Origin of the sequence: Chromatium okenii, assembly GCF_016583745.1 — a bacterium.
Classification (GTDB): Bacteria; Pseudomonadota; Gammaproteobacteria; order Chromatiales; family Chromatiaceae; genus Chromatium; species Chromatium okenii.
Genome location: NZ_NRRQ01000001.1, coordinates 139,881 through 155,446 on the forward strand (window position 1 = coordinate 139,881; position 15,566 = coordinate 155,446).

Genomic DNA, 15,566 nt, shown 5'->3' on the forward strand with positions numbered 1-15,566 from the left:
CAATCGCGGGGTCATAGCTCAGCTGGGAGAGCGCAACACTGGCAGTGTTGAGGTCGGCGGTTCGATCCCGCCTGGCTCCACCAGGTTTCCGACGATTTAATCTAGTCCCCATCGTCTAGTGGCCTAGGACATCGCCCTTTCACGGCGGTAACCGGGGTTCGAACCCCCGTGGGGACGCCACTTTAGCAGCAGGCATCTGTCACCAGATGCCTGTTTTTTTGTGCCCATTATTCTAAGCGGCCACGAATAACTGCTTAATTTTATTGGGTAAATAAAAACCCGCGTGCCAGTGGCAACGCGGGTTTTGTGTGTCTCAAGAGCGCAGCAAGCGCGAGTTAATCACGCGGTTTGCGCGGCGTTCCCCGCTCCGAGTGCCCATCACGTTCTGGCGCATGACGACGCGGTGCTGCGCTGTCATTCGGACGCCGCGGACGCGGTGCCTTGTCGTGCGTGTCGGAAGAATGAAAACGCGGCGGCGCGTCACGCGGCGCAGGTGCTGACATTGGCGGCGGATGCACACCATCAGCAGGAGTGATCCGCAACGCCTGTCCGCGCACAAAAACGCGCTTAAGATGCGCCACCATGTCGCGGGACATTTCTTTTGGTAAATCAACGATTGAATAGTCATCTTGAATGTTGATGCGACCGATGAAACGTCCTTCCAAGCCCGCTTCATTCGCAATCGCGCCGACGATCTCACGCGGCGTCGCGCCGTGTTGATGTCCGACTTCAATCCGATAACTCATCAAATCGCCTGCATCACGGCGACCACCGCTGCTGCGTTCTGGACGCGGACGACTGTCATCGCGTTGCCCGTCACGTTCTGGGCGCGGACGACGTTCTTCACGACTGTCGGAACGAGCATCGGAACGCTGCGGCGGACGTTCCGTCCATTCCCGGCGCGGCGGCGGCGGCAAATCTTCCTTGATATTCAACGGACGTTCGCGCTGATTGAGATAAGCCAGCGCAGCGGCGATGTCCATCATGTCGATTTCCTGCTCCTGCGCGATCCGCGCCAGCAGCCGGTAAAAGAAATCCAAATCTTGATCGGTCATCGTTTTGCGCACTTCGGTGATGAAGCGGTCAATCCGTGACTCACTCAGCGCCGCTGCCGACGGCGGATTCATCGCTGGCACATCGCGGCGAATGGTGCGCTCAATCGCCCGCAGCAAGCCGCGCTCGCGTGGTTCTACCAGCAAAATTGCCCGCCCCGCACGACCGGCACGTCCGGTACGACCGATGCGGTGGACGTAGGCGGAAGGATCGGTGGGGATGTCGTAATTGACGACGTGGCTGATGCGTTCGACATCCAGCCCGCGAGCGGCGACATCGGTGGCGACCAAAATATCAAGCTGTCCCTGTTTGAAGCGTTCGACGGTGCGCTCGCGCATTTCCTGATTCATGTCGCCGTTGAGCGGTTCAGCAGCGAAACCGTGCGCCTTGAGCTTGTCGGTCAGTTCGATGGTGGCATTTTTGGTGCGCACGAAAATCAACATGCCATCAAAGGCTTCCAGCTCCAGAATGCGGGTGAGCACGTCGAGCTTGTGAAAACGGGTGACGACGCAGTGATGCTGGTCGATGGTGTCAACGGTAGCGGTGGCGGAGGCGATGCGCACTTCCACCGGATTGACCAGTCGATCCTGCGCCACGCGGCGAATCGCGGGCGGCATCGTCGCCGAAAACAGCGCGACCTGCCGCGTCTTCGGTGCCTGTTCAAAAATCCAGTCGATGTCTTCAGCAAAGCCCATGTTGAGCATTTCATCGGCTTCGTCGAGCACCAGCGTTTTGATGCCGTCGAGCGCCAAGGTGCCGCGCCGGATGTGATCCATTACGCGACCGGGCGTGCCGACGATGACCTGTGGATTGCGGCGCAGTTGGCTGAGTTGCAGCCCGTAGGCTTGGCCGCCATAAATCGGCAGCACGTTGAATCCTTTGATGTTTTTAGCATAGCCCTGAAAGGCTTCTGCGACTTGCAGCGCCAGCTCGCGGGTGGGTGCTAACACCAAGACTTGTGGCTGTTGTAATTCAAAGTCGATGCGACTGAGGAGCGGCAGCGCAAAGGCCGCCGTTTTGCCGGTGCCGGTCTGCGCCTGACCGAGGAGATCGCGGCCAGCCAAAAGATGGGGAATGCACTGGCTTTGAATCGCGGTGGGCGTTTCGTAGCCAAGATCGCGGACGGTTTGGGCAATGATAGGTGCAAGACCGAGGTCGCCGAAACCGGTGCTCGTGTCGGGGGTGTCCATGATGGAGCCTCAAGAGGGGGGAGGGGGAAAAACGCGACCTGATGACAGAGCTAAAGAGCTGTTCAGGTTTGAATTCGCAAGAAAACGCGACATTGTCAATGATTCACTGCGCTGCGGCAAGCCGGATTCTGCTGGCGCGGATTTCAAAGTGTGGCAACGACTTGGCGCACGGCCTCACATAATTGCACTAATTCGGCATCGCTGATGATGTAGGGCGGCATTAAATACACCAGCCGTCCGAACGGGCGCACCCATACGCCGCGCTTGACGAATTCCGGTTGAATGTCGCGCAGCGCGACGGGCTGGCGCAGTTCGACCACGCCGATTGCACCGAGAACGCGCACTTCTGCCACGCTCGGCAGCTCCCGACACGCCGCCAAGCCGTCATTTAACTGCTGTTCGATGCGGCGGATATTGGCTTGCCAGTCGGTGCTCAATAATAAGTTGATGCTGGCGTTGGCGACCGCGCACGCCAGCGGATTGCCCATGAACGTCGGGCCGTGCATGAACACGCCCGGATCGCCGTCAGCGATGGTCTGCGCGATGCGGTGGGTGGTGAGCGTCGCCGCCAGCGTGAGATAGCCGCCGGTCAGCGCCTTGCCGACCGTCATCAGATCAGGAGCGATGTCGGCGTGTTCGCAGGCAAACAGGCGACCGCTGCGCCCGAAGCCGGTGGCGATTTCATCCGCAATCAACAGCACGTCAAATTGATCGCACAGCGCCCGCACTTGCGCCAAATATGCGGCACTGTAAAAGCGCATCCCGCCTGCGCCCTGCACAATCGGCTCTAAAATCACGGCGGCCACTTCGTGCTGGTGCGCAGTCAAGAGCTGCGCGAACGGCGCGATGTCTGCCGGTTGGCAGGCGCTGCCGAAGCGACACGGCGGCGCAGGCGCAAAGAGCTGGCGCGGCAGGACGTTGTGAAAGAGGTGGTGCATTCCGGTGACGGGATCGCAAACCGACATGGCGTTGAACGTGTCGCCGTGATAGCCGCTGCGGATGGTGAGCAGGCGACATTTTTCGGGGCGCTGCTGCGCTGCCCAAAATTGCAGCGCCAGCTTGATCGCCACTTCCACTGCCACCGAGCCGGAATCGCAGAAAAAGACGTGTTGCAGCGGTGCGGGCGTCAAATCGACCAGCGTTTGTGCCAACTGCGTTGCTGGCGCGTGGGTCAAGCCACCAAACATGACGTGCGCCATTTGATCGAGCTGGTCGCGGATGGCGTGGTTGAGCACGGGATGGTTGTAGCCGTGAATGGCGCACCACCACGAGGACATCCCGTCCAGCAGCGTTTGGCCGTCCATCAGCTCCAACTGGCAGCCGTGCGCGGCGCGGACGGGATAAATCGGATCGGTCGTGAACGGCGAGCTGTAGGGATGCCAGACGTGAGCGTGATCAAGGGCGAGGATGGTGGCGGCGGTCATTTGTTTTAACAAAGTTGTCAGTTGTCAGTGAGGCGCGTTAATGAATGGCGGTTATTTTTTAATCCGGTGATGAAAAAGCGTTGACAATTAACAAACAGATTTTTTAGTTTTTTAACTGCCAACTCAATTAACCTCATTGGAATTGCAGCGCCGCCAACCGCGCATACAAACCACCTTCCGTCATCAATTCTTCATGGCGACCAGCCGCCACAATTCGCCCCTGATCCAATACTAAAATCCGATCCGCATTGCGCACCGTTGCCAAGCGATGCGCAATCACAATGCTGGTGCGACCGCGCATTAACGTCTCCAGCGCATCCTGCACCAATCGCTCACTTTCCGCATCCAGCGCACTGGTCGCTTCATCCAGCAACAGCAAGGTCGGATTGCGCAAAATCGTGCGGGCAATCGCAATGCGCTGGCGCTCACCGCCCGATAACCGCACCCCGCGCTCGCCCAAATAGGTGTGAAATCCCTGCGGCAGCCGCTCTAAAAAATCGGTCGCGTGCGCCGCCGCCGCTGCCCGCCGCACATTTTCATCCGTCGCCGTCGCCATGCCATAGCGGATATTTTCCCACGCATCCGCGCCAAAAATGATCGGGTCTTGCGGCACCAGCGACAGTTGTTGCCGCAAATCGTGCAGCCCCAACTCGCGCAGATCGACGCCATCAAACCGAATCACTCCCGCCGCCGGATCGTAAAACCGCAGCAGCAATTGCAATAACGTCGTTTTTCCCGCTCCCGACGGCCCCACCAGCGCCAGCCGCTCGCCCGCCGCCACCGTGAACGTCACCTCCGTCAGCGCCGCCGTGTCTGGACGCGCCGGATACTGAAAATGCACGTTTTGAAACATGATCTGCCCCCGCGCTGGCACCGGCAACCGTACTGGCTGCGCGGGTGCCACCAACTTCGGGCGCATCTCTAACAATTCCAGCAACCGCTCACTCGCACCCGCGCCGCGCAGCAATTGCCCCACTAATTCGCTCAAAGAACCCACTGCGCCGGCGACCACCACCGCATAAAACAGAAACGCTGACAGCTCGCCGCCGCTCAATACGCCATCCAGCACCTGATGTCCGCCGATCCACAGCACCACCCCAATCGCACCAAACGTCAACAGCGTCGCCACTCCCGACAAAATCGCGCTCGTCAACGACCGTTGCAGCGCCACCGTAAATGCCGATTCCACCTGCTCGCCATATCGCGCCCGATCCAGCGGCTCGTGGCAAAACGCCTGCACCGTGCGAATGCCGTGAATCACCTCGTCGATATATGCGCCCACGTCAGCGATTCGATCCTGACTTGACCGTGACAGCGCCCGCACCCGTCGCCCTAATAACCACGTCGGCCCAATCACCAGCGGCAAGCCCAATAACACCAATCCCATCAAGCCCGGACTGGTGATCGCCAACATTACCACCCCGCCGAGTACCAATAACGACGTGCGTAATGCCATCGCCAAGGTGGAACCGACGACGACCTGCAATAACGCGGTGTCGCCCGTCAAACGTGAAATCACCTCGCCAGCGCGGGTGATTTCAAAAAATCCCACATCTAAATCCAACACCCGCCCAAAGACTGCTTTGCGAATATCCGCCACCACCCGCTCACCCAGCCAATTGAGCAAATACGAGCGCACCGTTACCGCGCTGGCCATCAATACCACCACAATTAAAAACAGCAGCAGAGAGCGATTCAAAGTGGCGGCAGAACCCGTCGTGCCTAAACCGGAATCAACCACCACGCGAATAACTTGTCCAAATGCCAGTACTGCGCCTGCTGCAATTAACAACGCCACCATTGCAATCACTGCTTGCCAGCGATACGGAAGAATGAAATGCAATAATTGCATGAGCGGGTCGAGTTTGCGCGTGGTGGGGCGTTGCGGCAGATCAGCGGAAGTGTGACGCATAAAAAATTCTCAATGATGATTGAGCAGCAGCTTGATTGGCTCAATCCGTTTTTAACTAAAAATAAGGGCAGCAGCGGTTGAAAGTGATTGCCAGCAATCGCAATTGTTATTCACTTTCTGGTATGCTGATTCCTCCTCTCGCTATTGACCGCAGTCAATTATTTAATCAGTCTGGAATTCGCTGTCATGCCGTTTATTCCCCACACCGCCGCCGATACCGCCGCCATGTTAGCGACCATCGGTGTTGCTGCAATTGATGAGTTATTTGCGGAAATTCCCGCCGCGCTCAAAGTCAACACGCTCGCTGCCATACCGCCCGCGCTGGCGGAGCTGGACATCACCCGCCTGATGACCGCTCGCGCCCGCGCCGATGGGCAAGCGTGTTGTTTCATCGGCGCTGGCGCGTATGACCATCACATCCCCGCTGCCGTGTGGCAACTCGTCTCGCGGGGCGAATTTTACAGCGCCTACACGCCTTATCAGGCCGAAGCCAGTCAGGGCACCTTGCAAGTGCTGTACGAATTCCAATCCATGATGACGGCGCTCACCGGCTTGGCGGTTTCCAATACGTCGTTATACGACGGTGCGTCGGCATTGGCGGAAGCGGTGTTGATGGCAGTTCGCGCCAATCGTCGCACCAAATCGCAGCGCGTGTTGATGCCGGCCACCTTACATCCCGCGTATCGGCGCACAGTACACACGCTGGTTGCCGCGCAAGGTATCGAATTGGTGACGATTCCCTTCGATCCAAAGGGCGGTCACACCGCGCTGGAGCTGCTCGACACGACGGCGGGTGCTGAAGAATTCGCGGCGCTGGTCATCCCGCAGCCGAATTTTTTTGGCGTTCTCGAAGAGGTGGACGCGCTCACCGATTGGGCACATGCCCGCCAGATGCTGGTCATTGCGGTGGTGAATCCTATCGCGCTGGCGCTGTTGAGTCCGCCCGCTGACTGGGGCAAGGCAGGCGCTGATCTTGCCTGCGGCGAGGCGCAACCGCTGGGAATGCCGTTATCATCCGGCGGCCCTTATGCCGGATTTCTCTGTTGTACCAAAGAGTTAGTGCGCCAACTGCCCGGGCGGATCGTGGGGCGCACGCTGGATGCTGACGGCAAACCCGGTTTTACGCTGACGTTGCAGGCACGGGAGCAACATATTCGGCGCGGCAAAGCGACCTCCAACATTTGCACCAATCAAGGCTTGATGGTGACAGCGGCGACCATTCATCTGGCGCTGTTGGGAGCGGAAGGGCTGGCGCGAGTGGCGGCTGCCTGTCACGCCAACACCCGTCGTTTAAGTGCGTTGCTGAGTGCGATTCCGGGTGTGGCGCCGATCTTTGAGCGCACGATCTTTCACGAACAAGCCCTGCGACTGCCGACACCCGTTGCCGCCGTACTGACGGCGTTAGCGGCACAAAACATTCTCGGCGGCTTTGATTTGAGTGCGGATTATCCAGAGCTGGGCGCAGCGTTATTGATCTGCGCCACCGAACAGCGCACGGAAGAGGAAATGGTGGCGTATGCCACCGCGCTGGCGCAGGTGCTGTAACTGATTGAAAAAAGTTGTCAGTTGTCAGTAAAAAAACGTCGTTGTCACTGACAACCGCCAACTCAATTCAATGATCGCTTAAAAAGTGATTCGTCTCCTCCCGCACTTTGGGCACGCTGGGATTCAGAAACGACTCCCAGCCCACGCGCTGAAACTTCGGCTCCTGCCACGAGCCAGTCACCCGATAGCGATAGCGCGTCAGCCGATCAAACGGATTGCCCGCCACCTTATCCACCAAATACACCGCCGCGCCCACCACCGGCCCGCCCGCCACCGCGCCCGCCAGCGCGATGCCCGATCCCAGTTTGGGCGCAACCGTCACCGTTTGGTTGAATTGGCGAGCGATCAAATCGGTTTCGCCCTCGATCTGAACCAGCCCAGCCGGACCGTCAATCGTAAAACCGCTGACCTCAGCGCGACCGTCACGAATGCTCACGCGCCCCTTGATGCGTTCAAATGCAAATCCTTTGCCATATAAATCACTGAAATCTAAAGTCAAACGCCGACTCAACGCCCCAAAATTAATCACGCCGAGCAGCCGTCCCAGCCCCGGCTCCACCTTCAGCAGTCGCCCCGCGCCCACGTCAACATCAATCACACTCTCCGCCGTTTGCCACTGAAAAGCGTTGAAACCGCCGCGCCAATTCAACTGCAATTCCGCACGAGCGCGTCCCGCCTCAACCGCGCTGGCTTCATCCAACAGCCGCAGCACCGTGCCCAACTGCTCCGTCTTCAGCGTCAACTTGACCGCACTCTGACCACCACCCGCGCCGCGTTGCCAACTACCGCTGCCGCTGGCAGTCAGCACACCCGCGTTATCAAGCGTCAACCGCTCCAACCGCTGCTCGTCCGCCGTGCGGCGCAGCGCCAGCTCCAGCCGTCCCAGCGTCGTCTGATTCCAGCGTAAATCCGCCACCCGCAGCTCCAGCGACGGCAGCTCCACCGGCGGCGGCAATGTCGCTTTCGCTTTCGTTTTTTGCGCCTGCTGCGCTTTAGCATCCGCTGCTGGTGCCAACAACGGCTGTAAATCCAACCGCTCCAACGTCAGCGCCAGCGGACGTGCTGCGCCGTCTGCCAGCCGCACCTTGCCAGCTAACTCATTGGCTTTAATCGTGATTTCACCCGCTGGCTGCATCGCCTCGCGTTTGATCGTCACGTTGTGAAACCGCAATGTGCCCAGCGCCAGCCGCTCCACGCGCAGATCAAGCGCCAGCGGCACCGCCGCCCCGCCTTTTTGAGATGACGCGGGTTTTTTGGCACTCACTGCGGAGACTTGCGCCCCAAACAGCTCAATCCACGCCCCCAGATTTAACTCTTTTAGCCGTCCCACGAGCAGCAGCTCGGACGCGTTCTCCCCCCTTTGGAAAAGGGGGGTTGGGGGGGATTTGGCTACACCCAAGCGCAATTGCCCGCCAATGATGCGAGCGCCACGGTCTTCCAGCGCCAGCTTGAGCTGCGTTGCCAACGCGCCGACCGTGCCGTTGAGCGTCAACGTCTGCTTGGGAATCAGCGTTCCGTCCAGCGCCAGTTTTTGTACGGCTGGCGCGAGTTTGCCGAGCGGAGCGGGCAGTTTGAGCGCCACGCCGCGCAGATCAGATGTCAACCGATAGTCCAGCGCCAGCGGCGTCGTGCCCGCCGGCGGCACCGTCACCGCCAATTGCCACGCCAACGCCCCGCTCGCATGTACCCACAACGGACTCGGCACCTGCTGCGCCAATTCCGGCAGCGGTGTTTTCGATTCGGCATTGATGCGCAGCCGCAGCGCAGATGCCGTGCCTTCGGTAGCGAGCTTGAGCTGCGTCGCTTGTCCCCACAATTTCGCCGTCAGCGCCTCGCTGCGCAGCCCGCTTTCCGTGAAATGCAGCGCCCCGCCGAGCGCCGTGAGCTGCACCAGCGTATCGCGCAGCGTGAGCGTTGCCGGTTGCGGCCAACTGAGCTTCCCGCTGACGCCAACGTGATTTCCTTTCACCAGCGGCACCGTCACCGTCAGCGCGAGCTGCGAGCGCCCGCTGACGGTCAGCAGTTTGCCGACGGCACCGAGTTTGGTTGCCAGTGGCGTGGTCGTCAGCGCCCGCACGCCATCGCTAAACGGCCCCGCGATCTCGCCGTGAATGACGACCTGTTGCAGCGCGTGCAGTTCGGGAATGTCCACTGCGCCCGCAGTGAAATCGCTGTCATAAATGCGCCCGCGCTGCACCGCAATTTTTAGCCCTTGATTGTGCAGATGCAGAGTGCCGGTGGCGGCAGTGAGCGGCGGCCAGTCGGCGTGATAGCCCAATTGCAACTCGGCGAAGGCGAGACGCAGATCAAAGTGACCGGGGCGATCTCGAAACGGGTAATCCGCCAGCCGACCGTTGAAATCGAGATCGGCGCTGGTGATGCGCCCGGCGAGCAGAGCGCGTTGTAACCACGCCACCAGCGGCGGTGAAAGTTTGTTGATCGGCAAATACTGCGTCACTCGCGCTGCGGGCAGATTGCGCAGTTGTCCGTGCAATTCGAGCTGCGGGCTGCTGCCGTCCGGCGGCAGATTCAGTGCAAAACGGGCGCTGCCGCTCAGATCGGCGTTGGCAAATTGCAGCTCACGCCCGTCAAACTGCCAACTGCCAGCGGCGGTGCGCTGCCACTGGAGTTGACCGCTGAGTTGGTCGAAACCGAGCGGCGCGGCGGTGACTGCGCTGTCCAGCGTGAGGTGTTGCGCGTCAAGCTGGAGTTGACCGCCGTCTTGATTGGCGGTGAGCCGACCATCGATGCCGCTGAAGCCGGGCTGCGTGGCGGTGCGGGCGCTGCCGACGACAAAGAGCGCAGCGGCGGTCTGCCATTGCCACGCGAGATCAGGCGCGGGGCGCTGGGCATGAATGGCGAATTCGGCGAGGCGTCCGTGCGGCTGGGCGGCGAGCAGTGGCGTGAGTGCCGCAGGAAGTGGCCAGGGGCTGGCGCGGAGCAGGGCGCTGAGATCGGCGAGATCAAGCTGGTCAGCGGTGATTGCCACCTGCGTCGGAGCGCCAGCAGCGGTGGTCAACAGCTTGATATTGACGCCGGCGATGCCGGTGCCGCCGTGAGAGCTGGGTTGGCTGGCGCTGAGATCAACGAGCGTGAATGCCCAACTGCCGTCGGGTTGGCGCTGGAGTTGGGCTTGGGTTTGCAGCCGGTCGATGGTCAGGGCGGAGGTGGCAGCGACGTTCACTCCCAACACATCAAGTTGCAGCGCGACCTGTTCAATTGCACCAGCGCGGAGTCGCAGCCAACTGTCGAGATGAGCGCGGGTGGTAGTGAGACGGGTATTTGTGGGCAACGCGCTGGCGAGAAATGCGCCGAGATTGCCGCCGTTATAACGCAATTCCAATTCACCATCCCACGCGGCTGGAGTGGCGGGATCGCCATTAAAATTGGCAGTGAAATGGAGTTCTTCATTCAATTTTGCTGTTTTATTAAATCCTGTTAACTGCCTTATCTCAAATCCCCCCAACCCCCCTTTTTCAAAGGGGGGCTTTGATGCTGCGTCTTTGTTTTTTTCAATAGATGGCTTTTCATCGCCCCCCTTTGAAAAAGGGGGGTTGGGGGGGATTTTGCCCACCGTAGGTGGGCTGTGAGCTGCCGCCATCACAGTCAATTCCAATTGATGCTGCCAACCAACGTTGTGCAGTTGCAGCGCGACCTGCCGCAGCACCAGCGGTGTCGCGTGTGGCTGGCGTTCATCAATGAACTGGAGGGTGCTATCGCTTAGGCTGACGTGACCTTGCGCCAAAAACCGCGACACCATCTCCGGCTGCGTTTTTAACGCTTCAAATCCTTGCAAAAACCAGCGGTTATCGCTGCTGCGCACCACGTTTAATTCCGCGCCGACGAGATGAAAACGCCGGAATTGCGGGCTGGCGCTGCGCCATGAACCCACCAGATCAAGATCAAGCTCCAACGCGCTGGCAGTGAACGCAGGTGGCGCTGGCGGTGGCGCATCGACATGAAAGTGCTGGAAAATCAAGCGCGGTTGCCAGTCGTGAAGCTGCACGGCGAGCGCGTCAAAACTGACTTGATAACCGAGATGCTGGCTGAGTTGGGCGGCGAGGCTGGCGCGTTGCGTGGCGGTGAGCGGCAGCGTTAAGCCGGTGACGGCAAATAGCAGCGCGGCGCTCAGTGCCGTGAGCAGCGCCAGCACCAGCGTTGCGGCGATAACGCGAATGGTGCTCACGCTGCACCTGCGCAGTGCGGCGGTGGTGAAGCGGCAAAAGGAATGGTTACGCGCATGTGCTGGGATCGTGAGGCAGTGACGGTCAACCAAGATACGCAAAAGTTTGGTGTCTGCGCTGCTTGCCTGCAAATGGTAAGAACCGGCGCGGCGTGGCGATGTGGTAATTTTTTCGCCAGCGCCGGGTGAGATGTGTCGCTAGAATGGTCACAGCGATCAGTGACCGACGGTTTCCGATCTTCAATTCAGCGCACCACCGGCTGAAATACATCCTTTTTTTTCATCCCCGCGCAGCGGCGAGCATTTGCGTTCAGCGCCGCCCTGCGCCGTCAATCTGGCGTACTTTTCAATATGATGCGTGCACAGAACATCTTTATCGTTGGCCCGATGGGGGCTGGTAAAAGCACCGTAGGACGGCAACTTGCAGAGGCGTTGTCTTACACCTTCAAAGATAGCGATCAGGAAATTCAACGCCGAACCGGAGTGGATATTCCGACCATTTTTGAATTCGAGGGCGAGGCGGGATTTCGTAATCGGGAGCGCCTCATCATTGAGGAATTGGTCAATGAGGAGCGCATCGTGCTGGCGACTGGCGGCGGCGCGATTCTCAGCCCCGAAAATCGCCAAAATCTTTCCGCTCGCGGCGTGGTGATTTATCTCCATTGCAGCGCCGAGCAGCAGCATTCGCGCACCGCCCGCGACCGCACACGCCCGCTGTTGGAAACGGAAGACCCGCTGGAAAAACTCCGCGCCCTGATGGAGGAGCGCGAGCCAATCTATCGCCAAGTCGCCGATATGGTCATTTCAACCGAGAAGCGCGGCACCAGCTCGGTGATTAAAGAAATCATGCGCCGTCTGACTTCTGAAGACGCTTGAGCGCGGAGGTTGTCGATCATGCACACGCTCAAAGTTGATCTGGGATCGCGCAGTTATCCCATCCACATCGGCAGCGGGCTGCTGGCGGAGGCGGCGCTGTATCGCCCGCATCTGGCTGGCGCTCAGGTGTTGATTGTCACCAATGAGACGGTGGCGCCGCTGTATTTGGCGACGCTGCGCTCGGCGCTGACCGACGTCACGGTGCGCGAGGTGATTTTGCCCGACGGCGAGCAGTACAAAACGCTGGAGGTGTGGAACCAGATTTTTGACGCGCTGCTGACGGCGCGGATGAGCCGCGATTGCACGTTGATTGCGCTCGGCGGTGGCGTGATTGGCGATATGGCGGGCTTTGCGGCTGCCTGTTATCAGCGCGGCGTCGCGTTCATTCAGGTGCCAACCACGCTGCTGGCGCAGGTCGATTCGTCGGTCGGCGGCAAAACCGGCGTCAATCATCCGCTGGGCAAAAATATGATCGGCGCGTTTTATCAGCCTCGCGCCGTGATTGCCGACACGGCGACGCTCGCCACGCTGCCGCAGCGCGAGTTGTCGGCGGGATTGGCGGAGGTGCTGAAATACGGTTTTATCCGCGATGCCGCGTTTTTAGACTGGCTGGAGGCGCAATTACCGGCTTTGCTGGCGCGAGAACCGGCGGCGCTGGCGCACGCGATCCGGCGCTCGTGCGAGGTGAAGGCGGAGATTGTCGCCGCCGATGAGCACGAATCTGGGCAGCGGGCGCTGCTCAATTTCGGTCACACCTTCGGCCATGCGATTGAAACCGGCACCGGTTACGGCAACTGGCTGCATGGTGAGGCGGTCGGCGCGGGGATGGTGCTGGCGGCTGATTTATCGGCGCGGCTGGGCTGGTTGACGGCGGAGGCGCTGGCGCGAGTGCGGCGGGTGATTGCTGCTGCGGGTTTACCAGTTGCGCCGCCGAGCGATTTATCTGCCGAGCGGTTTTTGGAATTGATGGCGGTGGATAAAAAAGTGCTCAACGGGCAATTGCGGTTGGTGTTATTGCAGCAATTGGGCACGGCAGTTGTCACGGGTGAGGTGGCACCGGAATTGTTACGCGCCACGCTGGATTAAATGTGCGGTTTCAATTGAGGAAATTTTGATGAACATTGACAATAACGCGATTCATGCACTCATCAATCGCGCCCAAAGCACGAAATCGTCTGCCCGTGCTGATGAATCTGCGTCATTCGCTACTGCGCTGGCGGAGAATACTCAGGAAGCGAATAGAAATACCACCGTTAAACCGCTTGAAAAGTACGATTTCTCGAATATGACGCCGATAGAATTCCGTGACACTATAAATGAACTCATCAGCGCCGGACAATTGACTCTTGATAACACCTCGCCATTGCTTGGCATGATGCCTTCGCCATTATCCAAGGTGCATTTCGACGGCGCTATGCCAGCATCTGCTTATCAAGCAGTGAATTTTTTTGCCAAGATTCAGGAGGGTATTGACGGAGCGTTGTCGCGCAATGAAAAGAAGAGCGCAGAAGGTTTGCATCAAGCTGCCAATGCTTTACGGCGCATTCAAGGCCAGGTGAGGATCAATTCGCAGACCTAGCAAAAAAAGCCGGAATCCCCGGCTTTCGAGCGGTTTTTGGAATTGATGGCGGTGGATAAAAAAGTGCTGAACGGGCAATTGCGGATGGTGCTGTTGCAGCAATTGGGCACGGCAGTTGTTACGGGTGAGGTGGCACCGGAATTGTTACGCGCCACGTTGGATTAAATGTGCAGTTTTAATTGAGGAAATTTTGATGAACATTGACAATAACGCGATTCATGCACTCATCAATCGCGCCCAAAGCACGAAATCGTCTGCCCGTGCTGATGAATCTGCGTCATTCGCTACTGCGCTGGCGGAGAATACTCAGGAAGCGAATAGAAATACCACCGTTAAACCGCTTGAAAAGTACGATTTCTCGAATATGACGCCGCAAGCCTTGCATGAAACTATGTCTGCCCTCTTTCAAAGCGGACAGGTGAGTTTTGATGAAACCTTATCATTTCTTGGCTTGATTCCTTCGCCACTAGACAAGGTGAATTATGACGGCAAAGTGCCGACATCTTACTATCAGCCCGTGAATTTTTTCGCCCAGATTCAGGAACGTATCGAAGGAGCATTGTCGCGTAGCGAGAAGCAGAGTGCGGAGCGCCTGCAACAGGCTGCCGATACCTTGCGGCGCATTCAAGGACAGGTGAGGATCAATTCTCAGACCTAGCAAAAAAAAGCAGGGATTTCCGGCTTTTTTTATCAATAAAACGGCAGCACCCGTTCAATTAAAAATTGCTGCAACGCAGTCAATTCAGGATCGCGCCCTGCGACCGCCACGAGATAATTCAAAATGCGCGGCACATCAGCGAGATATTGCGATTTGCCGTCGCGCAAATGCAGCCGCGCAAAGATGCCGCACACTTTGAGATGCCGCTGCATTCCCATCCGATCAAACCAGCGCAGAAATTGCTCCGGCTGCTCCGTCCGCAAAATCCCCGTTTGCCGAGCGAGCTGGTGATAACCGACCGCCCATTCCGTCACCCGCTGCTCCGGCCACGCGATGTAGCAATCACGCAACAGCGATACCAAATCGTAAGTCACCGGCCCCAGCACGGCGTCTTGAAAATCCAACACGCCGGGATTGCCGCGCTTGGTGAACATCAGGTTGCGCGAGTGAAAATCGCGGTGAACGCAGACCTGCGGTTGTTCAAGCGCGTTGGCAATCAACAGGTTATTGACCTGCGCCAGCAGCGTTTGCTCGGCAGCAGTCAGTGCTAAACCGAGCAATTTTTTAATAAACCATTCATTAAACAGCGCCAGCTCGCGTTGTAAAAATGCCGCATCGTAAACGGGCAAGTCGGCAGTCGCGCCGCAGGCTTGAATGATCGCCAGTGCGCCGAGCGCGTCGCCATACAGCCGGTCGGCAGTGGCGGCGGTGAGCACATCCAGATAAGTCTGGTTGCCAAAATCGGTGAGCAGTAAAAAGCCTTGCGCTTGGTCTGCGGCATAAATCTCCGGCGTGTTGAGACCGATGCCGCGCCAGTCCCGCGCTAACGCGGCAAAGCGTCCGCAATGTTCCGGCGGCGGCGCGTCCATCACAATCAAGGTGCGCTCCGGCTGGGTGACGCGCCAATAGCGGCGAAAACTGGCATCCGCTGAAGCTGGCGCGAGCGTCCAGTCGTCCGTGTGCAGTTGCGCGGTCAGCCAGTCGCGCAGGGCGTGGTGTCGGTCAGAAAAATCAATCACTTAATAACTCCAGTTGGGCGCAAAATGGCAGCCGTCGCCGTCCATTGAGATTGCTGATAAAACCAGTCTGTGCCATGTTTGCAGCATCACATCCATGCGTCCACCACCAGCCACGAGCTTGTTCATT

General features: G+C 58.8%; 11 protein-coding genes, 2 tRNA genes and 1 pseudogene. 8 read left to right on the forward strand and 6 right to left on the reverse strand.

All coding sequences use genetic code 11. From position 1 onward, the window contains the following. Positions 1-7: 7 nt before the first annotated feature. Together CKO12_RS00605 and CKO12_RS00610 are read left to right on the forward strand one after the other, a co-directional pair. Positions 8-83 (forward strand) — tRNA-Ala (locus CKO12_RS00605). A gap of 21 nt (positions 84-104) precedes the next feature. Beyond that, a tRNA-Glu gene (locus CKO12_RS00610) sits at positions 105-180 on the forward strand. A 155-nt stretch (positions 181-335) separates the two neighbouring features. Here CKO12_RS00610 and CKO12_RS00615 read toward each other — a convergent pair. From CKO12_RS00615 to CKO12_RS00625, 3 genes are all read right to left on the reverse strand, one after another. After that, positions 336-2,243 (reverse strand): DEAD/DEAH box helicase, encoded by a 1,908-nt coding sequence (locus tag CKO12_RS00615; RefSeq protein ID WP_200152790.1) that lies wholly within the window; start codon positions 2,241-2,243, stop codon positions 336-338. Between the two features lie 143 nt (positions 2,244-2,386). Next, entirely contained in the window at positions 2,387-3,667 is a 1,281-nt protein-coding gene (bioA, locus tag CKO12_RS00620) for an adenosylmethionine--8-amino-7-oxononanoate transaminase (RefSeq protein WP_200152791.1), read from the reverse strand. 133 nt (positions 3,668-3,800) lie between these two features. Then, a complete protein-coding gene (locus CKO12_RS00625; RefSeq protein WP_200152792.1) occupies positions 3,801-5,579 on the reverse strand; it encodes an ABC transporter transmembrane domain-containing protein in 1,779 nt (592 codons plus the stop codon). 186 nt (positions 5,580-5,765) lie between these two features. Here CKO12_RS00625 and gcvPA point away from each other — a divergent pair, with 186 nt between their 5' ends. Continuing rightward, complete coding sequence (gene gcvPA / locus CKO12_RS00630; protein ID WP_200152793.1) at positions 5,766-7,124, forward strand: aminomethyl-transferring glycine dehydrogenase subunit GcvPA; 1,359 nt, start codon at positions 5,766-5,768, stop codon at positions 7,122-7,124. Positions 7,125-7,191: 67 nt separating this feature from the next. Here gcvPA and CKO12_RS00635 read toward each other — a convergent pair whose 3' ends face one another. Then, on the reverse strand, positions 7,192-11,310 hold the full coding sequence (locus CKO12_RS00635) for a YhdP family protein (RefSeq protein ID WP_200152794.1): 4,119 nt from the start codon (positions 11,308-11,310) through the stop codon (positions 7,192-7,194). 348 nt (positions 11,311-11,658) lie between these two features. Here CKO12_RS00635 and aroK point away from each other — a divergent pair, with 348 nt between their 5' ends. The 5 genes and pseudogenes from aroK (at position 11,659) to CKO12_RS00660 (ending at position 14,420) form a co-directional block, all read left to right on the forward strand. Further along, complete coding sequence (gene aroK / locus CKO12_RS00640) at positions 11,659-12,183, forward strand: shikimate kinase AroK (RefSeq protein ID WP_200152795.1); 525 nt, start codon at positions 11,659-11,661, stop codon at positions 12,181-12,183. An 18-nt stretch (positions 12,184-12,201) separates the two neighbouring features. Continuing rightward, positions 12,202-13,269, forward strand: coding sequence for a 3-dehydroquinate synthase (gene aroB, locus CKO12_RS00645; RefSeq protein ID WP_200152796.1), 1,068 nt, complete (start codon positions 12,202-12,204; stop codon positions 13,267-13,269). Between the two features lie 28 nt (positions 13,270-13,297). Further along, positions 13,298-13,762: a hypothetical protein gene (locus CKO12_RS00650; protein WP_200152797.1), complete on the forward strand. Its 465-nt coding sequence runs from the start codon at positions 13,298-13,300 to the stop codon at positions 13,760-13,762. A 24-nt stretch (positions 13,763-13,786) separates the two neighbouring features. After that, a pseudogene (locus CKO12_RS15330) lies at positions 13,787-13,927 on the forward strand (3-dehydroquinate synthase); the annotation flags it as partial. 28 nt (positions 13,928-13,955) lie between these two features. Then, positions 13,956-14,420 (forward strand): hypothetical protein, encoded by a 465-nt coding sequence (locus CKO12_RS00660; protein ID WP_200152798.1) that lies wholly within the window; start codon positions 13,956-13,958, stop codon positions 14,418-14,420. Between the two features lie 32 nt (positions 14,421-14,452). On the opposite strand, the gene CKO12_RS00665 is transcribed toward CKO12_RS00660, so the two are convergent. Both CKO12_RS00665 and CKO12_RS15095 read right to left on the reverse strand, forming a co-directional pair. Further along, complete coding sequence (locus tag CKO12_RS00665) at positions 14,453-15,436, reverse strand: phosphotransferase (protein ID WP_200152830.1); 984 nt, start codon at positions 15,434-15,436, stop codon at positions 14,453-14,455. 3 nt (positions 15,437-15,439) lie between these two features. Beyond that, the gene (locus CKO12_RS15095) at positions 15,440-15,565 is read right to left on the reverse strand and encodes a hypothetical protein (protein ID WP_274599876.1); all 126 of its coding nucleotides are present in this window, start codon (positions 15,563-15,565) and stop codon (positions 15,440-15,442) included. Position 15,566 lies beyond the last annotated feature (1 nt).